We start from the raw sequence: 23,759 nt of genomic DNA on the forward strand, positions 1-23,759 counted from the left end.
GGGTATTTACTTTGGATAAGAAAAAATGGGTCTTCCGGCGACGAGGTCCGCGTGAGAGTCCGACAATCGCGGTTGCCCCGCCTTCATTTCGCCCACGGAGACCCACTCCGCCTTGGTTTTGTCGCGTGGCGACGGGCGAACGATTGCCAAATTACAATCCGACTCCGGAGGGAGTTGGAGTTGCGGAGCGATTTGCCCACTGGTATTTCGGACGAGGATCCCCACCCATTCAAACCGTTGGTTACGAATCTGTGGAGCGATGGTTTTGGGGTTGGGACGTTCGGAATACAGACTCGCTAGTCGCGGAATCAATTCTTGTTCAATCGGTGGCGTAAACGTTGTGTTCTGGTTTGTTGGCTCATACCAATTTGCGATCTCGACATTGCGTTCCTTTAGCAATTGCAATTCGTTGACCAGGTTCGTGGACAAGTAATCGCTTCCCTCGCACGCTCCACTTAACAAATGTTGAAGCAACATTTCTTTGATTTGACCGTCAAGGTTTTCACGTTTTCTCAGGGTTGCTACCAGTTTTAGGAACTCGCCATCCCAGTCATCTAGTAATTGATTGTGCTGAGTTTGGTAGGCGACGAGCAGGTTGTGGATCGTTGCGTAGGGTTCTTTGTGAACGACGTACTCTCCGGTTAACAGTTGCGTTGCAACCGCTCCGGTATCGTTGGTCACGACCTCGATGCTTCGCTGTTTGCTTGGTCCCTCGGGAAACGGACCAAAGCGGTCTTTGCTTCTCTGTTCGAAATAGGTTTTATAAATGAAGTGGCGGTTGCCGTTGCCATTGGACTCCACCACCGTAAACAGGTCGGCGATCACGGTATCGGGTAATCCACCGAGGACATTCTTGAGGATGCTACGACGCTCGTCATATCGATCCAAACGGTCCATCGCCAATGCAGGCAGTTGAATAAGTGATTGATTGACCTGGGATTGCATCGCTGACTTGGAACTTTGCATCTGCATCATATTTCTCTCAGATAAAGTCGACTGAAGCGGTTTTACAACCGCGTCGACGTATTCGTTCCAGCTCAATGCCTGATCCCATATGGAGCGTTCTTCGGCGACGCGTTTGAATTCCTCCGCCATTGACGATTCAGGTAAACGCGAGGCAAATCGTTTCATTTCGGTGGCGAGTTGATCGAGTGACTTCGCCTCCAGCAATGAGCTCAACAAGCGGCTTTCTTCCTCAACGCGTCCCATTTTCTTTTCAATCGCATTTCGCATCGAGATCACGCGTGGGCGAACCGAAGCAATTTGATTGCGAGCCGAGGTGGAGGCGCGAAGGTAGGAGCTTTGTAGTGAAGTCAATTCGTCGAGAACGTCGCCGAGCTGCAGTCGTGCGTCCTGGTTTGCCGGGCCACGTTCAATCGTCTCGACTCGCTCGTGAATGGCCGTTAATTGTGCGAGCAATTGTTCGGTATGCTGGGACGCGATGGCAGATTCCCAATCGCTTTTACGTCGCTGCATGACGAAGACTTTGCCCCGTTCTTCGTCACTTTGGGCAAGCTCCTCCGCTCGGTGGAGTGCGGATAAATCAATATCGGAATCGAGCTCTGCGTCGGCTTCCGCCAAGTACTTTTCAAACTGAGCTTGACGCTCCTGATTTTGATTGATTCGCGATTGCAATTGTCCAGCAAACGAGGCGATCTCGGGAGTCGCGGCGAGCTGAGGATCGACTGCTGCTAGCTTGTTGTAGAAGGTGCTAGCGCCGTCGAGGTTGTCGCTATCCAGCAGCGATTGAAATTCGCTGGCTGTCTTGGCGATCCGCTTCTGTTGAGCCGACTCCAGTTGCCACCAAATCAAGGCAACGATCAGAATCGTCGCGGTCGCGAGGATCGCAGAGATGATTGCCTGGAATCGCCGCTTCTTGGTGAGTTGCAGTTCTTCAACGACGACATGATAGCGTTGGACCAATTCCTCTGGAGGCGGTTCGTCGTACAGGCTCGTTTGTTGATAGGCTCTTTCCAGATCATCAAGCGATAGCTTACGGTCGAGTGCCGATTCTAATTTGCCAATTGCCGCGGCGCGTTGGTTGCGTCGCAACGTCTCGCGATCCACTTCTTCGAGCCATAAGATCACGGGCTCGACCTGTTCGCGAAGCGCTGCGGGAAGCGGCGAACTCAATTGTTGGAGCAATTCGTTCCAAACCGTGAGTTGTTGGCGAGCGGTGGGCTCATCGAATTCACAAAATGCATCGTAGAGGGTGGTCGCGACGCTTTCGAGCTGCGCCAGTGTTTGAGAATCCGCGAGACGAGTGAGCGCCGCCTGAACTTGTTTGGCGATCTTTGCATCGGGACGAATGCGCCAAGCCGTTTGAGTCAGCTCTTCTTGCAGGCTGCGTAGCGTTTTAGGGTCTGCGGTGGAAATCAAGCGGGGGGCTTCGGTGGCGATTTGTTTATGCCGAACCTTTTCCCAGCTCTCAATATCCTCTTCCCAAACACTCGAACTCGCATCGACCTCGGCAATCCGCCGCAAGATTTTTAATCGCCAAGCGAGCGGAGCCCGGGCAATTGCCAGTCGACGGTGCCGCTTCAGTAGCGACTCGATCGGCTGGGTTTCGACGATTGCTTCATTGAGCTGCTCCACATGATCGTGGTTGAGCGTCGGCGGAACGGGGATGTCGAGGAACTGCAAGATGTCGAACCAGCCCTCCAACTCCGCTTCGGGTATGTCAAGTTTGATTGCGTCGTCGATCGCATTGGGAGGGACGGAGGCTGATTGGATTGCCTCGCTACGCAGTCCCTTGTGCAGTAATGCGACGGCCGCAGAGAGTCGGCCATTGACGCGTGTGACCTCGACGGCATAGGTCGCCGCCAGCGGTCGCAACGCCGCTTCGGAAATCCCGTCACGTTTGGCAAGCGATTGCCGAATCAATTCAACGATCGTCGCCATTACTTAGCCTCCTCGGTGAGCGTGAGTTGCAATGAGAGAGAAAAATCTACTTCAAAACTATCTTTGCTAGTTTGGAAAAGGTTAGCGCCTTTGCTTTGTTTTAAAAGAAAAAGTTTTTCTTCGGGCACCGGAGTTGGTTTTGACAACTCGCTGATTAGTACATTTATCCGTTCTTGTTTAATTATGAATCCGTTCAGGTTCTCTAGCCGCAACGGTAGCGGCGTTAGGTATCCAGAATGTTTTTGAGACTCTTGAATGGCTTTTATACCGTCGTGGTGTTTTTGGAGCTCTTTTAAGGGAGCGTTTGTTAGGTGTTTCCAGTCCTTCTTGATCAGCGATTGAACTTCGCCACGTATCTTATTTATCTGTTCTATTTCAGCGTTTTGGGATTCAAGTGCCTGCTTTCTTTCCGTGTCCTTTTCGGCTTGGATTTTTGAGTCAAGGAACGTTTCTTCTGTCCAATTGTTTATTGCTTTTTTTAACGCATTGGCTTCATCGAGCGTTTTTATTAGTTCGTTGCAATTAGCGTCAAAACTTTCCGTAGACGATTCGTTGTAGCGAGGACCGCCTTTCGCCGTTATGCGCGGCCGATATTCAATGATTATTTCAGAGCTTTCCTTTGGGGACTCTGATTGGATCTTGAGTTTGAGGAAGTTTTGATTTGGATAGTCGACTTCAGCGATTTCACCTTTCTTAAGTTTCTTAAACGAGAGACTGGCTGTTTTATCTTTTGCATCTTGCTCCCATCGAAACGATTCCATTTCGGATCTCTTCAAACTGATGGGAAGTGTCTTGGCTCCCGAAATATTCGTAGGATTTTGAGAATCGAAATTGATTCGCACCAACAGCAATTTTTCTTTCTCAACTTGTTCTTGCGCAATTTTTTGCGTGGCAATGTGTTTATCCAACTCCTTTTGAATTTCCACGATCTGCTTACTGACTATCAGGGCTTTATCAATTCGTTCTTGAAGCATTGAAAATGCTTCAAGTTTTTCTTCCCATTGTTGTTTTAGTGCAGTTTCTTCTCTCGCTAGTGCGGCTTCATCGATGGGGAGGAATGCTTGGTTTGCAATTTGTTGCAATTTTTTCAAGCGAGTGGATGCCTCTGGAACCAAAACGAAATATTCCTCGTTTGCGTTCATAAAAACGTTGAGATGGTCAATCATCGTTGCAACGCGTTCATTGAAACTGGATTCTTCTTTCCTTCGTGTCGCGTAATACTCGCTAATTGACTTGAGGTTTTGATCGATTGAAGCAATGCTTGCTACCAAACCTGATGGGGGCTCAGTGTCTCGTACTCCGCGAAACTGCTTCAACGTTTCCTGTCTCACTTGATCGCCTATTGTTTCGCCGACCTCAGACTTCAGTTGTCCAACAATTTCAGTCTGATCCACAGAGAAATCAACAGATTGCTGGGGGTCAAATCGAAGCTTCCCAATTGCGTCCTCGATTTCCACAAGCGCGGCTGGAGCAACTGGGCTGCTCAGGTCGAGCTCTGGTTTAGTTGTTTTTGTGACGTACTTCAGATCCTTGATTTCGTTCTCAAGCTTGAGAAACGGAATTTCAGCAGTCTCTTGTATTCGCCGACGTTCGCCGATTTCGTCTACTTGTTCATTGTCTGAACCTTCGATGTCTTTAGACGATACGGATTTGTGTCCATCAATTTTCCAGTTGAGAATAATAGGAACTGCGCCGGCAACAATCAGTAGCATGAGACCGGCGATTCCAAGCAAAACAGCGGTTCGGGAAGAGCGAGGATTGGATCGAAAGGGGGGCTCTGATGGAACGCGTGGTGGTGGCCGTCTCGAACCTGTGGCAGGACGAGGGGTTGGCGGTTGGAGTGCGTAAGACGGATCGCTCATCTGTGGCGGTGACCCTGCACCCACCCCGGCGGCGGGCGAATCGTGGGCCTGCGTGATCGACGGTGCGGCGTTTGTCGCCCCGACCGGGTCGGCTGCTTCCCCTGTTTTGAAGCCGTTTCTAGCCAGCTCGATCAGCGGTGAAGTGGCGGTGAGCGTTTGAGGCTGCGTGAGATCAATGACGCCGCCGCGTGCCGATGCCAAACGCGCTTCCTCGGTCCCGGCGAGGACGCAGCGGACTCGGCACTCAATCTCGGGCGGCAAGTTAGTGTAATAGGTGCTGAAAGTGGTCAACCAACGCTCCGCTTCCGGAAGAAGTGCGATCGATTCGTTAAGCAGTGACAACAGTTCAGCGTTTTGCGATAGATCGAAGATGATCCACAATGGCCGTGCGGCGGAAGCACGAAACGTGTCTGCGACGTGACCACCCCAACCGGCATCGCCCATCACCGCTTTCCAGGCTTGGCAGATCGCGGGCACTTGGTTTTGCATCGGAATGGCGGGACCGGTCGGAGGCGTTTCGTTGTTGCCATCCCACTGTTCACGCAAAATTGCTTTTTGACTTAGCACCCACGCGGGTCCTGCCGGAGCCTGTTCGAAAGCTTCCGCCACAACATGGTGCGCCAACTTGTTGCTCCGACCGCTGTAGTCCACCCCATACGCAGATATCCGCGATAGGACGCTTGAAGAGATTCCCCCAACCTTGACTCGCAAATGCGAATAACAAATCGGGTTCGTCTCCGCGTTGGCATCCTGGGGCGGAAACACATGACGATAACCCGAGAGTGTTTCGAGCCGCGAGGCGAGATTGACCGGCATTCCGGCGGTACTCAATACCGTGCAAAATCCGCGACTGCCTTGGCGTAGTCCCGAGGTCGTCGAGGTGTACAGCAATTCCAAACTCATCGCTTGTCTCCATTACGTGATGCTGCGCTCGGGTTAGCAAGTTGATGTTGCGATGAAGCGACCCGGCGTTGGGATCCGATCAAACCACGCGACCATGTCGCCAAGGCGTAAAGCATCGGAACTTCGACCCAGTAAGGTTTGATATTGCGGGGACGGATGCCGAGCGTCCCGGTTTCGGTATCGACTTCGGGACCGACACCCGTGGCACTGACCGGAACAAAAACAAGATCGCGTGCAAATCCTTGTGCCGACGCAACAATCTCAGGACAAAATTCTTGCAGTAAAGCTTCGACTGCGTCGGAGGTTTCGCGAATGCGATCACTATCGAGCGTCCGCAGAGAATGATTTTGATGATCGATGTAGGGATCCTTCGTGCTCAACTCCGGTAACAATTCCTTCCAACTATCCCATTTCGTGACTACGATGATCATCGGCCGTTGGTGTTGTTCGTCTTCGCGCAAGCCCGCATGACGCCGCACTCGACTGATCGCTTCCAATAAGATCGTGTCTTGACGAACGCTTGCTTCACGTTGCAAGCGAGCGTTTCGCGGTTGCATTTGCGGATCGTGACTCTTGCCTTCACAAGCGCGCCGGAATCGCGGGTCCTGTGTGGGGTCAAAACAAAAGAAAAGGCAGGCGGAGTGAGCCAAGTGTCGTGTTACGGGACTGGTGACCGAATCGGCTCCTGGCAAGAAACTTTCTCCGGCGTTGTCATACAAACAAATCACGCGTGAGGCGGATTGCGCCTGTGCGTGATTTGGGTGTTGCGCGATCGGTTGCAGTGTGAACAGAAAAGGACGAGGCAGCGTGATCGAGTGATCGCCCATTTTGACTTGGTCGTACAAGTCGCCTTGGGTTTCCGTTTTGGCAATTGAGACCAATTCGTCGGGATCAGCACTCAGAAATTGTTGCTCCTCGTATCCGTGCAGCCTCGCGTTGGTGGAGGCGTCCGCATCATTGAGTGAAACTTTGAAATGGCGTGGCAGAAGTTGTCGAAGTTGCCAGGTCATCGACGCCAAGAAATAGCTTTTGCCGCAAGCGGGTGCCCCCAGAATTGAATAAAAGATCGCCGGCAATTGGTAAAGAGGACGCGAAACTTCGAGATGACAATTCGGACACGCTAATCGTGTCGTGCGGTAACCCTCGGTGTCGATTGCATCTCCTTCCGGTGAAAAACGCGAAGGTAAGAAACGGACCGCATGCATGTCACCCAGTTTGGCATCGCCTAGTAAGTCGGGATGTTCTGAGACCCATAGCGAATCTTCTGGGGCAAAAGCGTGCCAGCAGTGAGGACAGGTGACTTGATTCAATAGGGTCAAACGACCCGCAGACGGTGAGGAGGACATGCAGGGCTCGGAGGACAAGCGGGGCGATGAATCAGAGGGTGGGGGCGTTCAGTACAGCGGTTAGAATTGAGAACGCGAATATTCCGCTAACTTTGACTGATAGCGTGATAGGAACGCTTCGTGTTCTTCTAAAAGTGTGCCAGAAAGGGCACGTACGTTTTCGACGTAAAAAGTGAATTGGTAGCTGTCCCGAGCAACGGAGTACCGGATCCACCCTGAGCGACGGCTTTTTTGCTGATCCCCTGAAATTGGCGATGTCCGCTTTTGCCGTGCAAATTGGATTTTGGCAAATGAATTGCGATTACCTTCCGATAATTGCCCCTCGACTCGAACAATACTCCCCATCTTCAGTTGCCTCGCTTGACTCGGAGAAGTCACTACTGTGATGTTTGCGGCGTATTCATGCCCCGGAAAGGTTGGATCACCAAGGGATAAAAGGAAGGCTTGCTTGTGACGGTTCAAAGACTTGCCTGGATCAATATCCTTTAATGTAAAGTGAATGGCAAGCTTCTGGCCTTTGAATGCACTCGAGTAGTTCTCTCTAGCCGTTTGTAGCAAATCATCCCTGACGAGTGGATTGGCCGCCGTCTCCGCCTCATCCGAGGCGGTTTCCAAGGCAATGATCGCACCGTCAATCACTTGTAACACAGAAAAAAACTGACGTTCCCATGCAGGAACCGCTAACCGCGTTTCCTCAAGGTTTGAATGCTCATCAGAGACGGTGGGGCGATCCGACTCCGATTTTCGTTTGAGCAGTTGGGCGTGACCAACGCTAGGGAAAACCAGCGTAGAAATAGCAAACAATGCAGAAACAACCAATCGTGCAATAATGCGTTGCGCTGAGACGCGGAGGTGGGGAAAGCAGTGTGGCGTCTGTATTGCCTGCATGACAAATTCAAAAGGTAGGGTTGAGCGAGTTGACGGCACTCCAGTGCTAATTGTCGCTCGGGTTGCTGGTGGGGTGCGAATAGCTTGATCGGTGCGCTGTTGCAAAGCAAGTGCAAATGGGAATTGCGGAGTTGCGTGCAGAACGCACATGTTTCATCGAATCTGTGTCCGAGGTGTCGCTCAATCATCTTGATGGAGAGTCTTCAAGACCATTTTCCGTTCGTGCCCAAATTTTGCTAGTTGCTAGAAGACGCCTATGTAGGTTATGAGAACGCAGTAGGAATGAGAAAGAGTTAGAACAAGTGATGTTGGCCATAGAGAATCAATTCGCCGACAAGTCAACGATTTGCTTTTGCGAAAAAAGCTCCAATCTGATGCAATGGGCTGGTCCCGGTCGAAGGCAATCTCCGTTTCAAGTTTTTGAGCGAAGCAGGCGGGGCCGAATGAAAGTGGCGAATTCAGTTGCGATATCGAATGACAATGCGTCACGTTGGATGAACATGCGGACAGACATCAATGGGTGCTTGCATCATGTATGGCGGTGACGTCGTTCACGGTTCGCGATGAGAGGGGGCAGAATCGCGGACCTCACATCCGATGCGCAGCAACACATCTCTGTCGTTGCCTTCGGAAATCAAAAATGCCACCAGATTGTATTTCGACTCGAACCACTGCGCGAGAATGAACACCATGGTGGTCTGCTGCCCCAGTGCCGCCGCTTCGCTGTATTTCGCTAGCCGCCGAGGCCTAAGGGATGCGTCCCGTCCGCAGGTTCGAGCGCAACGGTCCGGTGTGTTCCGCAGAGGGGTGCGGACGCCTCTGTTTGTCTGACGCCGCAAGTATCTAGATACCCATTGGGGGCTGGGATTCGACGTGGCCGTACGTTCAGTGAGCAGTCGTTATATTTTGCAAAAACCTTCTATTTTAACACCAGGAGGTTGATTGCGCTGGCTTGATCATTAGGATGCTCTTCTGAGTCACCCCCTCCGAAGAAGGCCTTCTGGAGACGTGCTTGCATGAAGTTCTATGGCGGGGTGTTTGGGAAGTTGAGCGTCATTGAGGGCGCGGTCAGGCACTGAGAGATTCCCCGATATTCGGTCGGGGAAAGGGGGCAAAACTTAAACGAATTTTTTAGACAAAGAGATTGAGATCTAGAGATGCGAACGGTTCTGTTAGTAATGCTTGTGATTCTTTTCACGTCCTCGCAAGTGGAGGGGGCGATTTCAGTCACGTTTGACTTGACGGATTCGAGTTTAGCTGAATCCGCTGGTGGAGTAGCTCACGGAACGTCGCTTGCCTTCGACGTAATCCATAGGGAGTTGTCTTTGGAAATCAATGCGAAAGTGGAATTGATCGCAGAATCTGGGTTTATAGTTTCTAATCCCGGTGGTACCGGTCGACTCGGTTCAAGATCTGGTTTTTTTACGGACGCTACCGATATTCGGTTCACCGCTCCGATCCCTACGGTTTCGGGAGGGACTGTGACGTTCGAGGGGTTTCAGTCGTTTACACTTGTGGGAGATGCTTTGCCTTATAAATTCAAGGTGACGGACCCAACCGCTTCAGTAAGCGTTTCCAATGACTCGGTTACTGATCCGGTGAGTGTATTTGAGTTTGTTGAACCGCTAAAGACATTTAATCTCTCGCACGTCAGTGGTGCATTTCAAGTTAGCCAAGTCGTCGGTCGGTATTCCATTAATTCAACGGGGGAAGCATCCGCAGTGCCCGAGCCTGCATCTGCGGTTGGGTTCGCGATTGCTGGTTCTCTTTTTCTTATTCGTCGACGTTGGTCTCAGGTGAAATGCCTGGATGACGATTGATGGACTGTGGACGTGGTGTGAGTCTTTAGGTTACTCACATGTCTGGCAATGGCTGAAATATGAGAAACAGGCTTGATCGTTCCGCATCGATCGCACATGACGGTTCGCATGCACCGCTTCAGTCAGGGATTGTAGGTCGTCGTCTTAACTTCTGTGATCTGGGCAGCATCAATTCCGTTCGCGGCAGCGAAAGCGTCTTTGTCTTCGGCTCCAATGACAGTGATTGACGCGTCCGTGCGATTGGTGAGCAAGACCGTTCCGTTGCCCTCTTCTAGCTGGTTACGCTTGAAGTCGATTTTCGGATTCGTTAACTCGCGAACCACATCAACATTCACCTCAAACGATTGTGCCGAACTAATCTGGCTATCGTAGACCGTGGCAGCACTGTTTCGTTCGATTCGAAGCCCAGCAGAACCATTGCCGGTGGTGACCAGGGATCCGTTGTACATGAACAGTGTTGCACGATCTTGCAATTTAACACCATGGGCATAGGCGCCGGTTGTGGATACCCGTGAACTGTGATCAACCAATGCGGTAGCGTCGTGCCCGATGAAGATTCCGTACGCTGCAGATCCGCCCGTGTGAATCTCGCTGCTGTTATCCAATGTTACCAACGAGAAATTTAAACTCTGGGTGCCCGAAGAGGATTGGCCAATGGTGTAAATGGTCGACGCGTTGTCCAACTTCATGGAGGAGTTGCCCGTGGTATAACCTCCCGCCGCCGCGAGCCCTGAGGTAAATACCGAGCTGCCGTGATCCACCAATGCGGTGGCGAAGTCGGTGGTATAAACTCCGTCGGCAAGCATGCCACTAGTGGAGATGCTGCTTCCATTGTCGACCGTGATCGTGGCATTTCCTTGGGCCGTGATTCCGTCGGCATCGAAACCACTTGTCGTGATGCTGCTGTCGTTATCGATCAAGGCAAACGCCGTATCGAAGGCTGCGACGCCGTACGCGTTATCCCCTGAAGTCGAAATCGTGCTTTGGTCTAAGGTAATCCGCGACGTGCCGGAGGTGAAAATCCCGTAAGCGTCGTAACCGCCGGTGCTGATGTTACTGTCGATCATGTGCACGTCGGACGCTCCGTCGAGGGCGACGCCGTAGAGGTTGTCTGCGGTGGTGGTGATCGAGGTGTTGGCGATGCGGACTCCGCTGACGTCCAGGCCTGAGATGCCGGCGCCGGAAACTGGGTTGAGGATCGAAAGGTTGTCCACGACGGAGTTGTTGGCCAATTGGATTGCATCGTCCGTTGAGTTCATCAACACCGGAGCGGTTCCGTCGATGTCGCGAACATTCGGTAATACGATCGATCCGAGCTGTTGTGTGTCGACATGGTGGGTGTAGTGATTTCCCTCTCCAAGCAAGCGTTGACCATTTTGAAGCGTCAATGTGGTTTGGCCGTCATACACGCTGTTGGCATACAGATAAACGATGTCGTTGGGGAGGGAGGATGCGTTGATGTCTGCCACGTTGTTGAGCGGATTTTCAAACGTACCGTCTCCGTTGCTTGCTTGTCCGCCATCGACATGCACAATTCGCAAGTCGCTTCCGTCCGGGTTTTGGAGTCGAGTGCCAATGAAGGCCGGGGGCGCGCCGATGGTGCCGCGTGCAATCATTATCCCCGACCGCCGCGTGACGGGGTCATTCATGCGGCGGTCGATCGAAGGGAGTTGCGAACGCCAGCGTTGGTTCAAGACGCCTGGGTAAAACGTTACCCCCAGTGTGCCACGGGTGCCAAAAAAATTGTCATCTTGGACCCCGACATTGATATCGAGATTATCAAAAGGTTTCACATTCAACCGCGTGAAGACCCCCGTCACATCGTCGAGGTCTGGGTTCTTCGCGCCATAGATGCCGACGTAGCCATCGACCTTGGTGCGGGTACCGAGCAGGTCGTCGAACAAGCGACCGCCCATTTCAAGGTCGTATCCCCGCAGCGATTGTTCGATCTGGGATTGGTGATCGTAGATCCAGCCAAACTCTAAGAAGTTGTCTTCGAATACCAATAGCGGCGCCGCATCACCGATGATGCCCGACGGGGCCGTTTTCACGATGCTTCGCTGGTTGCCGACCGGCAGATAAGTGTTGTTGCGTATTTCCAACCAGTCGAAAAGCAATTCGAAACCGAGACCGACTTGACGGTAGTTCGCAAACCCGGTGCGGCGCTGATCCGTAAATAAGTTCGCGCCCCAAATCGTGTCGAACTCTTCGAGGTAGCCCCGCATGCCCATCCCAAGGTTGTAGCCAGGACTGAGCCCTTCGCTGCTGAGTAACAGTCGCCCGTCCAGGAACAGCATGCCTTCGCGTTGCCCGAAGGGAACAAAGGCACGGATATCCGAGTACGTTTCCTCGACGCCATTGTGTGGCGACTGGGTATGGATTCCGATTCGACGTTTGAAGGGCTCAGCGGCGCGCGCTGAAACGCTGCACAGCAATAGCACCAACGCACTGATCCAGATTCGGAATCGGCGATTGGGGGGCTGCGTGATCACGGTTCACATCCTTCATCATGCCGTTTGTGTACGATACGAACGACGGTAGCGGGCCCCGTGGCTAGTGATCGTACAAAGCGTTGGCGGACTGAAGCAGCGAAGCAATATATCTCTTCAGTATCCAGCAGAGGGGTGCCGGGGGCGCGGGTTATGCTTGTATTAACCAGGCACGATGGCGCCGAGGATGGTGAACATTTGAATTAGGCGGCAAGCCGCCTTTGCCGCGGAGAGGGTGTGCGGCAAAAAACGGATGATCGGCAAAGTCGGGAGGGGGAGATTGCTTCGTTCGTCCCCCGTTCTGTGGAACGGGGGACCTTCTTTTTTTAGAAATTGCGTTTGTTTTCAAGGGTTCGGTCAATCGATCATCCACCGCCGCGATGCGGCCCTGCGTGTGCAAGCACAGGAGGCCATGCACGCTCAAAAACGCGATGTCATCGGCTTTCGGCTTGGATTTTAATCCGGTGGCGGCGTACCGTGATGGGTGGGCACGGTGGGAGAGTGTGACTGGATTGAGTTGGATCGAGAGGCGTTTGCTCTACAGGTTTTTCATCAACAGAGGGGGGTGGTTTGCTCAGGGTGACGATTTTGGCGTGGGGCGACGCTGGCGAGAGCGAAAAGGGCAGGCGAGCGGCTAGAAGTGCCTGTAGTGCGTCGGCGGATCGTTTGGCCAAAGCGGTGGAAAAAAATCCTCAATGCACTTCCTCTGGACGATTCCGCTCGCGTTCGCTCCACTCTTGGCATGACGCTTATATCGATTGACAATCTGACTATTGGTTTTCGTGGCCCTTCGCTTCTTGATTCGGTTTCGGCCAAGATCGAGATGGGGCAACGGATTGGACTTTTGGGCCGCAACGGGGCCGGAAAAACCACGTTGATGCGCATTTTGACGGGGGATGTGGTGCCGGACAGTGGTTCGGTCACGCTTCGTTCGGGCGCGCGCGTCGCGAGACTCTCTCAGGAGGTACCGCGTGATTGGTCTGGAAGCATCCGATCGATCGTGCTGGGGGATCAGGAAGCGGACCACGACGATTATGAGGAAGCGTGGAAGATCGAACATGCGGTCGATTCGACGTTGTCGCGGATGCAATTGGATCCTGATACCGATTTCCAAACATTATCGAGCGGGCTGAAACGCCGTGTCTTGTTGGCTCGTGCGATTTCTCGTGAACCCGATGTGTTACTGCTCGATGAGCCGACGAACCATTTGGACATTGCATCGATCCTATGGCTCGAGAACTTTTTGAGTCGCTGGGAAAAGACGTTGATCTTTGTGACGCACGATCGTTCGTTTTTGCAAAACCTAGCGACACGAATTTGGGAGATTGATCGGGGCCGATTGTTCGATTGGTCGTGCGACTACGAGACGTTCTTGCTGCGGAAAGACCAGGCGCTTGCGGCGGAAGAAAAGCAGAACGCATTGTTCGACAAAAAGTTGGCCGAAGAAGAGGTCTGGATCCGGCAAGGCATCAAGGCGCGTCGGACCCGAAATGAAGGGCGTGTTCGCGCGCTCAAAGCGATGCGTGAAGTTCGCGGGGATCGACGCAGCGGCGAAGGAAAGGCCAAGCTGAATTTACAAGAGGCTCAGCGAAGCGGTGCGTTGGTAGCCCAGCTTAAGGAGGTCTCGTTCTCGTTTGAGGACAAACCGATCCTGAATGATTTCTCGACCACGATCATGCGTGGTGACAAACTTGGCATTATCGGGCGCAACGGGGCCGGGAAAACAACCTTGCTGAAACTGTTGCTCGGCCAGCTTGAGCCACAAGCAGGGAAGGTTCGTTTGGGGACGAATCTCAAGATTGCCTACTTCGATCAGCTTCGCGATACGCTCGATCCTGAAAAAACGGTGCAAGAGTGCGTCGGAGACGGCGGGAACCAAATTCAGGTCGGTGACAAGACAAAGCACATTGTCGGTTACTTGCAAGATTTTCTGTTCACGCCGGAGCGGGCTCGCACTCAGATCAAGTTCTTGTCGGGCGGTGAGCGGAATCGAGCCCTGCTGGCTCGTTTGATGACTCAGCCTGCGAACGTGATCGTGTTAGATGAGCCGACGAATGACTTGGATTCCGAAACGCTTGAAATGCTCGAAGAGCAGCTCGTCAATTTCGCTGGCACCGTGTTGATGGTTAGCCATGACCGGACGTTCCTCAATAACGTGGTCACCAGTACGATTGTGTTTGAAGAAGAGGGAGTGAACGAGTACGTCGGCGGTTACGATGATTGGCAAGCCGCGCTTGAGCGTCGTCGTGAGAGCGAGAAGAAGCTTGCGGAGTCAAGTAAAGCCGAAGCGAAGGAGAAAGCTCCAGCGGCAAAGCCGGTGAAGACGGATGCGAAGAAGCTTTCGTTCAAAGATAAGTATGAGTTGGAACAGTTGCCTGCCCAGATTGAAAAACTGGAGACCGAGATCGCTCAACTTCACGAGCAGATGGCGGATCCCGAATTTTACCAACAAGGGGGCGCCAAGATCGCCGTGGTGACTGGCAAGTTGGCCGAGTTGGAACAGCAGCTTGCTACCGCGTTTGCGCGATGGGAAGAATTGGAAGGTTAGGCGTCGGAGTGTTGTGCCAGCCACGGCGGCTATTGCGGTGGCAGCCGTCGCTTCTTGAAGCGTTCGTCGTGGGACGGTTCGGTATCGATCGAAACGCGGACCGGGATCTGTTTCGGTGACAGGTGGTTGCGACAGTGCTCACGCACTTTGCGAGTCAATTCTCTCTCCGGCACGACGTTCGGAGGGGACAGTTTGACCCGCACGCAGACGATCATTCCCATGATCGCATTGGTTTCGCCGTAGGCTGTGGCGGATTGGATCTCCGGCATCGCTTCGATCACCTCTTCGACTTCAGCGGGGTAAACCTTTTCGCCCCCGACGTTGATGATTTCGCCGCCTCGTCCGAGCACTTTGATAAATTCGCCATCGACTTGGACCGCATCGCCGGTGACGAACCAGCCATCGGTGGTGAACGGGGACGGGGCGTTCAAGTAGCCGAGCATCGCCGAGCGTGATTTGATTTGCAGGACGTCGTCGACAACGCGCGTTTGGGTGTCGTCGCCACCTAATTGCATCCACAAGGACGACGAGTCTTTGGACTTCGAGCGCAGGATGCCCACCTCCGACAGGCCGTACGTTTGCTTGAAAGTCACGTGCGGGAGGATTTGATGCAGGGTAGCAAGAATGCTCTGTGGCATCGGTTCGGTGCCATACGTGATCATTTTCAGCGAACGAAGATCGTAGTCGTGGTAAGCCGCGCTGATCAGCAGTAGCTTCAAAAAGGTGGGTGACGTGGGCAGCAATTCGACGGCGAAGTCTTGGATTGCGGCGAGCACCGATTCCACCGATCGGTTGGGAGTCACGACAATGCATCCGCCGCTCGAAAGGGTGTGCAAGAGCGTGTTTAGTCCGCCGATGTGATCGTAGAGTAAGAAGGCCAAGGTCCGTGCCGGTCGACGGGGCAATCGGAATTTTTCGAGCAGCAGGGCGAAGTCGTGAACGGTGGCTTTGGGTTGTCCGCTCGACCCCGACGAGAACAATACCAAGCCGGGGTGTCGGCTCTGTCTCAATCGCGTGTAGAGTTCATGGTGTGCCGGGGCAATGTTCTGTGTTTGATGGATTGAGATCTCTTCATGGCTGGAGACCTCGATTTCGATTTCACATTGTGAAATGCGTTCGTAGGCTTGTTTCTTGTTTACGACGGAGCGGGTCATCGGCACAATGATGGCCCCGCGTTGGGCCAGCGCGAGCAGCATCGCCACCGAGTTGGGGGAAAAATCGGCCAGCAAACTGGTGACCGTGCCGGCGCGAACTTCGCTTTGTTCGAGGCGTTTGCTGCAGCGATCGATCGCCTCGGCGAGCCAGCGGTAGGAGCAAGATTGTCCTTGCCACACCATCGCTTCGCGGTCACCGGCGTCGTGGAATCGCTCTTTCAAAAAACGTAGGGGCATGAATCGGAAGCGGTCTAGATGCCGCCCAGGTAGATGACTTGTCCGGTGATGAAGTTGCTTTGCGGACGTACGAAAAAATCAATCACGTTGTAAACGTCTTCGACTGTCGCCATGCGTTTGATCGCTTGTCGGTTCGTCAACTGCTTGATCTTCTCCGCTCCGACCCCGCGAATTAAATCGGTCTGGATGGGAGAGGGGCCCACGGCGTTGACCGTGATCCCGTACGGAGCGAACTCATGCGACATGATTTGCGTCAGATTGGCTACTGCCGCTTTGGAGGCCGCGTAGGCGGATTCGCCTTCGAGTTTTAGCGGCGAAGCAACGCTGGCGAGATTGATGATGCGGCCGTTGCGATTGGCGAGCATCCATTTTGCTGCCTCTTGGCAGAATAGGAATGTGCCGATGACATTGGTTTCGAAGATGGACCGAACGGTATCGATGGGAGTCAACAGACAGTGGTTCATCGACGCGATGCCTGCGTTGTTGATCAAAACATCCAAGCGACCGTGTTGCTGTTTGAGCTTATGAAACAGCGCGAGAACGGCGGTTTCATCTGCCACATCGAGACAGTGGTGTTCGTAGCGATTGCGGTACTCCTCAGGCAATGGAGTCGTGGGAACGCTGCGGCTGCAACCGATCACGTGATCGCCTTGGGAGGCAAATTGCTCTGCCAGATAACGTCCGATCCCTTTGCTCGATCCCGTGATCAAGATCACGCGCCCCGTCGTGGGGATTCCGTCCTTATTGGTCATCGGATGTTTCGACCACTTTGGTGGCGAAGGCGACAAGGGAAGCGATGTTCTTGAAGGGGCTGCGGGTTTCGGACATCGCTTTTTCATCCGTCAAGCGAATCGGACGCCCGAACGATTCTGAGAGCGACGTCTCGAGGTTGACGAGCAGCGTGACTAAGTCGATCGATTCGAGCGAGCTTTGCGCCCCGACCAGCGGTGTGGTATCGGTGAACTCAATTCGGTTTTCCGAAGGGAGTTCGGCGTTGAAGTCTTCAAAGACCTCTTCGAAGATTGCCGCAATTTTCTCGCTGGAATTCATGACGCAGGGGATGGGGGTGCAGTACGGGGGAGCCGTTTTTTTGCCGGAGCAAGCGGATGAAGCAACCGCAACACGCTCAGTCTAGTTGCATCCCAGCGCAGGCAACATCGGGGGCGATATGCAACGCGCGTTGGAGGGGGCGCGCGGCTCCACGCCGCAAACGCTGCGGCGGTTGGGAGCTGGCGCGGTTGGGAGTTGGCGCGGTTGGGAGTTGGCGCGGTCACTCCGCTAGCTGGAGGTGTCCTGTTTAAGGAAAGAAGTAGCGGACCCAATTGCGGACGCCTTGACCGGGCACATAGGCAACCGGTTGTCCCCAGAGTCCTTGCCCGACTTGGACCGGATACGCTTCTTGCCCGAGTGTGAACAGCGATGGGACCGGGGCTGCCGTGCCAGCGGCCAGCGGAGCGCCGTAGACCGCAGGAGGAGCCACGCCGGTGGGTGGCAGAATCGCGGCCGGGGCGTAAGTGGGAGGCAGCGTCGCGGGGACGCCACATGCGGCGGGGCCGCTGTAGCTGGTCGGCGTGACGTATTGCGGTCCGAAGGCTGCGGAGTAGCCACTGGGAGCTGAGACGCACGCGCAATTTCCCATCGTCGCAAATTGGGTTTGCAATTCTGGGGTAGGCAGTGGCGTTAGGTCGCTGCTGCTATTGGGGTGGTAGGGCAATCCCGGCGGGTTGCCCGACTGGATTGAAGTTGGCGGGGCCGCAGGCGCGAAGGCATTGGGCGGCAGCGTCGCGCGAGGAGCTGGATTCACCGGCGGCGAAGCGACCGGCGGTGAAGCGACCGGCGGTGAGGATGGCAATGGTGGTGGATAGGCAGGCGGATTGGGGGAGGGGCTGGCAGCGCCAGGTGGAGTGAAGGCGTTAGGTGGCAGTCCCATTCCAGCGCCGCCCGAATTTGGGGCGAGGGAGTTCGGGTCATTGGGCAATTGGGGCGCCGTTACGGATTGCGGGGCCATCATCATCGCTTGGCGCACTTGCGAGCTTCCGTCATTGCCTCCGGTTTGGCGATAGCGAGCCGTTTCGGGGGGCGTTTGGCGATAGCGATCGACCGCGCTAGAGGAACCGATCGGGCGCAGTCGCGTTTGCGGGGTATCGATCGATGTGCGGCCCGAGACGCTTTGAGATGGAGGGACCGAATTCGCGTATTGTTGACCATTGGCACGCGTTTGTAGGCCTACCGCGAACGCCAAGGGAATCGTCAGAAAAAGGGTGTGTCGATTCATCCGTGTACCTCATCCAGAGTAAGCGTCATCGTTGAGCCTGAGTGTTATTCATTTTTAGAAGGCCTGTGTTTCAAAGGCCAGTGCAATAGGGATGCCGAAATGCCGTAGGGTAAGAAATCGCGGCAAAAAGGGGGCTGCGGTCGCTGGGGTTGGGTGTTTTATTACAAAAGCGATGTAGGACTTTCAAGACATTTGTGCTTTGGCGAGTGGGGGGCATCCCTCGCGCAAGCGTCGAGTTGCGGGATCAACCACCCGAACCGCGTTGCAGTGGTTCGTCGAGTCGGCTGCCGAAAAAGCGAACGATCATCGCCAGGGCGGCCGTGCTGAGGATGAGGCAGATCCAGGGGGAAAGGCCCAGTGCCGCCGGGATCGTTCCCAATCCCATGCCGACCACGGCGACCACGATTGCATACGGCATTTGGGTTCGAACATGCTCCAGATGGTCGCATCCGCAGGCGCGGCTGGAGAGTACCGTGGTGTCGGAGATGGGGGAGCAGTGATCGCCAAGGATCGCGCCGGCCAGGACGGAGCCGGCGGTCGCTAGGCAGATCACGCCGCTGGGGCCATCGAGCGGGGCGAGTTCAAGCGAGAGCGTGACCGAAAGTGGCGTCAGGATGGCCATCGTGCCCCAGCTCGTTCCTGTGGCGAAGGCGACAAGTCCCGCGAGCACGAAAACCACCGTGGGCAGCGCCCTTGCGTCGAGGCGATTCGAGAGCACGTGGGAGAGGTAATCGCCGGTGTGCAGCCCATCGGGCCCGGTCATCGCGCTTAACGCCCAGGCCATCCAGAGGATCACCATCGCTGGCATCATTTGCCATCCGCCTCGCATCGTACCGACGCATAGAGAGCGAATGTTGCATTGGCCGAGTGTCGCGTGAGTCACCCATGCGGTGACGAGTCCCGCACCGCCACCGAGGATCAATGCGAGGTACGCTTCGCCGTTTCCAAGGATTTCGATGGCCCGCCTCAGCAGGCTCGCCTCCGCGTGCAGTGCTGCGGATTGTGAACCCGTGACGATCAACGTGATCATCAAGCCGGCGACACAGGCCGCGATCGATAGCACCGCTGCCAACCACAATCGCGGTGGGAATGTGGGGGTCGCTGCCGTCGCTTCGGCTCTCGCCGGTGATCCTGAGGAGGTGGTTGACGCGAGTTCGGCACGCCGCATGGGGCCGAAGTCGCGTCCGGTGGCCGAGGTTAAAAACACCATCACCAGCGCCAAAATGGGATAGAAACGGTAGGGAATCGATTCGATAAACAGGGTGAATCCGGCCGATCGGTCGGTGATCCCGGCATCGACCAAACCTTCGCTCATGTAGCTGATTTCGATCGCAGCCCAGGTGCTGATTAACGACAGTCCGGCCACCGGGGCTGCCGTGCTGTCGACAAGGTACGCGAGTTTTTCGCGTGAGACTTTGTATCGGTCCGCGGTGGACCGCATCGTTCCGCCGATCAGCAGCGTATTGGCGTAGTCGTCGAAGAAGATGGCTAAACCGCTAAGTGAGATCATCACTTGGGCGTTTTGGCGAGTTCGGATCCGACGTGAGAATTTTGCGATCAACGCTTCGATGCCGCCGCCGATCTCCATGACTCCGATCATCGCGCCGAGCAACAGCGTGAAGCCAAGCGTTTGGATGTGGTCCCAGTCGGCGATGCTGGCGTAAATCGTCGCCACAAAGATTCCAAACGAATCAAGCAGCGTTTTCGGAGGGTCGTTGTGCGCAAGCAAAAATGCACCCGCAAGCACGCCGGCTGCGAGTGGAACGACGACACGACGCGTTGCGATTGCTAAAAAAATCGCAACCAGCGGTGGAGCTAGGCTTTCGAATCCGTGCTGCAATGGACACCAGCCAGTGGCGGGATTCTCAGTTCTCTCTAGTTCTTCGCTCCGGCGGTGCCGAGAACGGGAGGGACGAGAAAGCAATCGTCATCGCGCGCAGGGGCATTTTGCAAGGCTTGATCGTTGGTCAAGCCCGGCTGTATGTCATCGTCGCGCCAACGGTTGTCGACGTCCAATGCCGTGGTCATGGGGTCGATGTCCTCGGTGTCGAGTTCCGACAATTGCTCAACGAACCCCAAGATCTTGCTGATCTGAGGTCCCATCGCATTGACTTCGTCATCGGAAAGCTCCAGCCGAGCTAGCAGGGCTAGCCGCCGAACATCGTCCGCAGAGAGGGCCATCGAAAATCCCTAATTGTTTGGGTTGGTACCCGTCACACGCAAATAAACGCGTTACTTCTTGGCGCCACTAACGTCAAACGGTTTGGTTTTAACCGTCTTACGAATCGCACCGCTACGAATGCACTGAACGCAAATTCGCATTGTCTTGTTTTGGCCATTAGGCATGGTTACATGCACTTTCTGGAGGTTAGGGACAAATTTCCGGCGTGTACATCCGGTGATCTTTGTACCAACACCACCAAGGTATTTGGCCTTACCACGTGTTTCGATTCGGTTGCCCATTTGGACGCTCTTACCGCACGTTTCACATTGCCGTGCCATCGATCTTCTCCGCCACTTATACGTGGTAAAAAGCAAAAATTCATGTTCTGGGAAGCTCGGCACTATAGCGATCGATGCTCGCCACGTGAAGAAGGAAACAGCGAAACCGACCAGGTTCTTCAACGAATTTTGTGACTTTTCCGTTTTTGATGATGATTTGCAGGAGGAAATGCCGATTGGGTGTTATGTCTAGCCTAACCCGCAAAGTTTAACATCCACCACGTAGCTAGTGAGACTTCACATGTCCTCCCTCACCAATGGCCGACGCCGCTTGGGTTTGGTTCTCCATCCGTTGGCCACACTCTGCTTCGCGGTCGCGGTCGTTTCGAGCGTCGGCTGCAGCACGTTCAAATTGCCAGGATTCAATACCACGCCTGTGGGTGGGGCATACAGTACCGGAGAGCTGGGCGGGGTCGATGAAACGATGGACATGGACGTCTATCAAAAGGTCCGGCAAGCTCAGGCGGAGAACTCGATTGTGTTGCAGGTTGCCAGCGACGACGACGAGCCAGTTCGTGTTTTGCCTTTACCCCCCGAATCAAGTGGCCGAGCCGTGTTCGTCAGCGACCTGCTGAAGCAGACCGGTGTGATGCAAAAGTTGGGTTCGGTCGAGGCGACGCTCTACCGCAGTTCACCGCAAGTGATCGGTGGTGTGCGTATGAAGGTTCGCATGAGCGAAGGACGCACGGTGGTTCTGCCGGAGTCGGACTACTCGCTGCGGCCGGGCGACCGTCTCTATGTGGCAAAGTCGACGAACACCGTGATGGATACGTTGCTTAGTGCGGCGTTGGGGATCTAAACGCCCTGGACTGATCTTCCCGCGCAGCGGTGGCGCCGATGCGAATGGATTCCGCTTGATTGATTTCGCTGCGGCTTGTCCTGCTTGCTCGTCTTGCTAGCTTCGCCTGATTTGCTTGCCTTGTCATTGCGTCGTGGTGGTGGGTTGCTTCAAAATTCAGGGAAAGAAGCTAGTCGTTCGGCGTGGTTCGCGGTACAACGAATGTACGTTTGTTCTTCTTTTTAGGAACTCACTCTATCAGCCTGCAACTCAAAGGCGGCTTATGAGTTTTCTACGACGTGTTTGTTTCTCGCAAACGACCTCTTCGGCTCAAATCTTTTCGACTCAGGCAGCGCGAACGAAGTTTTTCCTCTTCGGGCTTTCTCTGGTTGCCCCCGTTTTTCTTTCGCTCCTGTCGCCCGGTTGTGCCAGTCACAGTGGGGGCGTGGTCGAAGAAACCGAAGAGTATTCTTACGATGACATTATGGCTCAAGCGGCGGCGGAGGAATTGGCCTCCGAGGCGGAACGAGAGCGGTAAGAGGCGGGGAACTTTCGTCGTGGTTTGCTCCTAGACGCATACGGTTGATCGGCGTTGACGAAGGTTGACGTGGAGGATGGATCGTCGGTTTGGATCGATTCATCGGTGTCGGAGTGGGATCGATTGGAAAGACCCATCATGCAGCGTCAAACCGTTTCAGACCCACGCGTCGCCTTCACGTTAGTCGAGTTATTGGTCGTGATTGCGATCATCGGCATCTTGGTGGGGCTTTTATTGCCTGCGGTCCAGTCCGCTCGCGAGGCCGCACGGCGCATTCATTGTGGTAACAATGTGAAGCAACTCGGGCTCGGGATGCACCACTACCATGCCACCTTCAAGCAATTGCCCATTCACGGGGTGGGCCCCACCAACGAGAATACTAATGACACGGCGTTAGCCGACAAGCGAGATGGCACCGCCTTCACCCGTCTTGAGTTGTCTTATTTGGTGGGGATTTTGCCGTTCATCGAACAGCAAGCCTTGTGGGACCAGATGAGCCGTCCGATGGTCGAGGCCGATGGGGATCGCTGGCCCGCGTTTGGACCGCGGCCTTGGAATGGCCATTATCCTCCTTGGGCAACCGAGATTCCGACTTTTCGTTGCCCGAGCGATCCTGGGGTGGGCGTACCCGCGTTGGGGCGAACCAACTACGCCGCTTGCACTGGGGATGGTTTTTATGATGCCGAACACGGCGTCACGATTTGGGATGGAGTTCGTTGGCGTTACAACAGCGACTCCGACGCACGGATTCGCGCTAGGTGTGGGTTGCGAGGGGCGTTTGTGCCTCGCAAAAGGATGAAGTTCCGAGACTTCCTCGATGGCTTGTCTAATACGATCGCCGTCGGCGAAATCATCACGGGATTAGGCGATCGCGATAATCGAACGGTCGGTTTTAGCAATGCGAAGGGGGGCTTTTTTGAGGTCGCCAATCATCCCAAACGCTGTTTTGATCTGGGCTACATCGATCCCCAGCAACCTCGGTATTGGATCGACAGTGCGAAGGTTTATAGCTCCGTTTCGCAGCGAGGTTTTCGCTGGGCTGATTTTCATACGTTGCAATCTCAGTTCAATACGATCTTGCCACCCAACGCGGAAATTTGTCTGGTCGGCCACTCCGATACCTATGGGATTGCGCCCCCGAGTAGTCACCATCCGGGAGGCGTTCAGGTGTTGATGGCCGACGGCGCGGTGAGGTTCATCAGCGATTCGATTGAGGCGGGCAATGTCAACACGCCCTGTGTCTATTGCATTGCGTTGAGCGCCCGAAAGAACAGCGTCACTCGCGCTGGCTCGCGAAGTCCTTATGGAGTCTGGGGGGCGCTCGGTACACGCGCCTCTAGGGAACCGATCCAGGCCAATTTTTAGCCGCCACATCACCGCTCCTTGCCGATCGCTTGGCGCGGCAGCGACGGGGGGCTCATTCTTGAAGTCATGGCGGGACTCCTCGCACGCCCATTTCCCGCCGGTCACGATCTCTCCGTGTGGGCCTCGCTCTCGACCCGCGCGCCTCACTCTCGC

17 protein-coding genes are annotated in these 23,759 nt (G+C 54.6%); 5 read left to right on the forward strand and 12 right to left on the reverse strand.

All coding sequences use genetic code 11. The annotated features are described in order from the left end of the window. Positions 1 to 6: 6 nt before the first annotated feature. The 4 genes from Pla52o_RS02950 to Pla52o_RS02965 are packed head-to-tail and all read right to left on the reverse strand — an operon-like array spanning position 7 to position 8,050. Positions 7 to 2,901: a hypothetical protein gene (locus Pla52o_RS02950; protein ID WP_146593063.1), complete on the reverse strand. Its 2,895-nt coding sequence runs from the start codon at positions 2,899 to 2,901 to the stop codon at positions 7 to 9. Continuing rightward, positions 2,901 to 5,666 carry a GAP1-N2 domain-containing protein gene (locus Pla52o_RS02955; RefSeq protein ID WP_146593064.1) on the reverse strand — a complete coding sequence of 922 codons (2,766 nt, stop codon included), beginning with the start codon at positions 5,664 to 5,666 and terminating at the stop codon, positions 2,901 to 2,903. The genes Pla52o_RS02950 and Pla52o_RS02955 overlap by 1 nt, the downstream gene beginning before the upstream one ends. Continuing rightward, a complete protein-coding gene (locus Pla52o_RS02960) occupies positions 5,663 to 7,012 on the reverse strand; it encodes a hypothetical protein (protein WP_146593065.1) in 1,350 nt (449 codons plus the stop codon). The genes Pla52o_RS02955 and Pla52o_RS02960 overlap by 4 nt, the downstream gene beginning before the upstream one ends. A 60-nt stretch (positions 7,013 to 7,072) precedes the next feature. Then, positions 7,073 to 8,050, reverse strand: coding sequence for a hypothetical protein (locus tag Pla52o_RS02965; protein WP_146593066.1), 978 nt, complete (start codon positions 8,048 to 8,050; stop codon positions 7,073 to 7,075). 1,007 nt (positions 8,051 to 9,057) lie between these two features. On the opposite strand from Pla52o_RS02965, the gene Pla52o_RS02970 reads away from it, so the two are divergent. Next, positions 9,058 to 9,720: a PEP-CTERM sorting domain-containing protein gene (locus Pla52o_RS02970; protein WP_146593067.1), complete on the forward strand. Its 663-nt coding sequence runs from the start codon at positions 9,058 to 9,060 to the stop codon at positions 9,718 to 9,720. 122 nt (positions 9,721 to 9,842) lie between these two features. On the opposite strand, the gene Pla52o_RS02975 is transcribed toward Pla52o_RS02970, so the two are convergent. Continuing rightward, complete coding sequence (locus Pla52o_RS02975) at positions 9,843 to 12,212, reverse strand: inverse autotransporter beta domain-containing protein (RefSeq protein WP_146593068.1); 2,370 nt, start codon at positions 12,210 to 12,212, stop codon at positions 9,843 to 9,845. 739 nt (positions 12,213 to 12,951) lie between these two features. Here Pla52o_RS02975 and Pla52o_RS02980 point away from each other — a divergent pair. Continuing rightward, positions 12,952 to 14,757, forward strand: a complete 1,806-nt coding sequence (locus tag Pla52o_RS02980) for an ATP-binding cassette domain-containing protein (RefSeq protein WP_146593069.1) — start codon at positions 12,952 to 12,954, stop codon at positions 14,755 to 14,757. 29 nt (positions 14,758 to 14,786) lie between these two features. On the opposite strand, the gene Pla52o_RS02985 is transcribed toward Pla52o_RS02980, so the two are convergent. The 7 genes from Pla52o_RS02985 to rpmB all read right to left on the reverse strand — a co-directional run bounded on the left by Pla52o_RS02985 (position 14,787) and on the right by rpmB (position 20,925). Continuing rightward, on the reverse strand, positions 14,787 to 16,148 hold the full coding sequence (locus tag Pla52o_RS02985; RefSeq protein ID WP_146593070.1) for an ANL family adenylate-forming protein: 1,362 nt from the start codon (positions 16,146 to 16,148) through the stop codon (positions 14,787 to 14,789). Positions 16,149 to 16,162: 14 nt separating this feature from the next. After that, entirely contained in the window at positions 16,163 to 16,900 is a 738-nt protein-coding gene (locus tag Pla52o_RS02990; protein WP_146593071.1) for an SDR family NAD(P)-dependent oxidoreductase, read from the reverse strand. Next, a complete protein-coding gene (locus Pla52o_RS02995; RefSeq protein ID WP_146593072.1) occupies positions 16,890 to 17,198 on the reverse strand; it encodes a hypothetical protein in 309 nt (102 codons plus the stop codon). The genes Pla52o_RS02990 and Pla52o_RS02995 overlap by 11 nt, the downstream gene beginning before the upstream one ends. A 247-nt stretch (positions 17,199 to 17,445) precedes the next feature. Then, positions 17,446 to 18,423 (reverse strand): hypothetical protein, encoded by a 978-nt coding sequence (locus Pla52o_RS03000; RefSeq protein WP_146593073.1) that lies wholly within the window; start codon positions 18,421 to 18,423, stop codon positions 17,446 to 17,448. Positions 18,424 to 18,667: 244 nt separating this feature from the next. Continuing rightward, a complete protein-coding gene (locus Pla52o_RS03005; RefSeq protein WP_146593074.1) occupies positions 18,668 to 20,263 on the reverse strand; it encodes a Na+/H+ antiporter NhaC family protein in 1,596 nt (531 codons plus the stop codon). 35 nt (positions 20,264 to 20,298) lie between these two features. Next, on the reverse strand, positions 20,299 to 20,604 hold the full coding sequence (gatC, locus tag Pla52o_RS03010) for an Asp-tRNA(Asn)/Glu-tRNA(Gln) amidotransferase subunit GatC (protein WP_146593075.1): 306 nt from the start codon (positions 20,602 to 20,604) through the stop codon (positions 20,299 to 20,301). A gap of 51 nt (positions 20,605 to 20,655) precedes the next feature. Then, positions 20,656 to 20,925 carry a 50S ribosomal protein L28 gene (gene rpmB / locus Pla52o_RS03015; protein ID WP_146593076.1) on the reverse strand — a complete coding sequence of 90 codons (270 nt, stop codon included), beginning with the start codon at positions 20,923 to 20,925 and terminating at the stop codon, positions 20,656 to 20,658. A 241-nt stretch (positions 20,926 to 21,166) separates the two neighbouring features. Between rpmB and Pla52o_RS03020 the strand changes: the two genes are divergently transcribed. The 3 genes from Pla52o_RS03020 to Pla52o_RS03030 all read left to right on the forward strand — a co-directional run bounded on the left by Pla52o_RS03020 (position 21,167) and on the right by Pla52o_RS03030 (position 23,606). After that, on the forward strand, positions 21,167 to 21,724 hold the full coding sequence (locus Pla52o_RS03020; RefSeq protein ID WP_146593077.1) for a hypothetical protein: 558 nt from the start codon (positions 21,167 to 21,169) through the stop codon (positions 21,722 to 21,724). A gap of 262 nt (positions 21,725 to 21,986) precedes the next feature. Then, positions 21,987 to 22,241 carry a hypothetical protein gene (locus Pla52o_RS03025; protein WP_231612047.1) on the forward strand — a complete coding sequence of 85 codons (255 nt, stop codon included), beginning with the start codon at positions 21,987 to 21,989 and terminating at the stop codon, positions 22,239 to 22,241. A gap of 138 nt (positions 22,242 to 22,379) precedes the next feature. Then, complete coding sequence (locus Pla52o_RS03030; RefSeq protein WP_146593078.1) at positions 22,380 to 23,606, forward strand: DUF1559 domain-containing protein; 1,227 nt, start codon at positions 22,380 to 22,382, stop codon at positions 23,604 to 23,606. Positions 23,607 to 23,759: the final 153 nt, after the last annotated feature.

Source organism: Novipirellula galeiformis (genome assembly GCF_007860095.1).
Taxonomy (GTDB): domain Bacteria; phylum Planctomycetota; class Planctomycetia; order Pirellulales; family Pirellulaceae; genus Novipirellula; species Novipirellula galeiformis.

Excerpts from the sequence above, each read along its gene's own strand:
- rpmB (WP_146593076.1), bottom strand. The coding sequence starts at position 20,925 with ATGGCACGGCAATGTGAAACGTGCGGTAAGAGCGTCCAAATGGGCAAC.
- Pla52o_RS02995 (WP_146593072.1), bottom strand. The coding sequence starts at position 17,198 with ATGAATTCCAGCGAGAAAATTGCGGCAATCTTCGAAGAGGTCTTTGAA.
- Pla52o_RS03025 (WP_231612047.1), top strand. The coding sequence starts at position 21,987 with ATGAGTTTTCTACGACGTGTTTGTTTCTCGCAAACGACCTCTTCGGCT.
- Pla52o_RS03020 (WP_146593077.1), top strand. The coding sequence starts at position 21,167 with ATGTCCTCCCTCACCAATGGCCGACGCCGCTTGGGTTTGGTTCTCCAT.
- Pla52o_RS02980 (WP_146593069.1), top strand. The coding sequence starts at position 12,952 with ATGACGCTTATATCGATTGACAATCTGACTATTGGTTTTCGTGGCCCT.
- Pla52o_RS03030 (WP_146593078.1), top strand. The coding sequence starts at position 22,380 with ATGCAGCGTCAAACCGTTTCAGACCCACGCGTCGCCTTCACGTTAGTC.
- Pla52o_RS02950 (WP_146593063.1), bottom strand. The coding sequence starts at position 2,901 with ATGGCGACGATCGTTGAATTGATTCGGCAATCGCTTGCCAAACGTGAC.
- Pla52o_RS02985 (WP_146593070.1), bottom strand. The coding sequence starts at position 16,148 with ATGCCCCTACGTTTTTTGAAAGAGCGATTCCACGACGCCGGTGACCGC.
- Pla52o_RS02990 (WP_146593071.1), bottom strand. The coding sequence starts at position 16,900 with ATGACCAATAAGGACGGAATCCCCACGACGGGGCGCGTGATCTTGATC.
- Pla52o_RS03000 (WP_146593073.1), bottom strand. The coding sequence starts at position 18,423 with ATGAATCGACACACCCTTTTTCTGACGATTCCCTTGGCGTTCGCGGTA.
- Pla52o_RS02955 (WP_146593064.1), bottom strand. The coding sequence starts at position 5,666 with ATGAGTTTGGAATTGCTGTACACCTCGACGACCTCGGGACTACGCCAA.
- Pla52o_RS02960 (WP_146593065.1), bottom strand. The coding sequence starts at position 7,012 with ATGTCCTCCTCACCGTCTGCGGGTCGTTTGACCCTATTGAATCAAGTC.
- Pla52o_RS02965 (WP_146593066.1), bottom strand. The coding sequence starts at position 8,050 with ATGTGCGTTCTGCACGCAACTCCGCAATTCCCATTTGCACTTGCTTTG.
- gatC (WP_146593075.1), bottom strand. The coding sequence starts at position 20,604 with ATGGCCCTCTCTGCGGACGATGTTCGGCGGCTAGCCCTGCTAGCTCGG.
- Pla52o_RS02970 (WP_146593067.1), top strand. The coding sequence starts at position 9,058 with ATGCGAACGGTTCTGTTAGTAATGCTTGTGATTCTTTTCACGTCCTCG.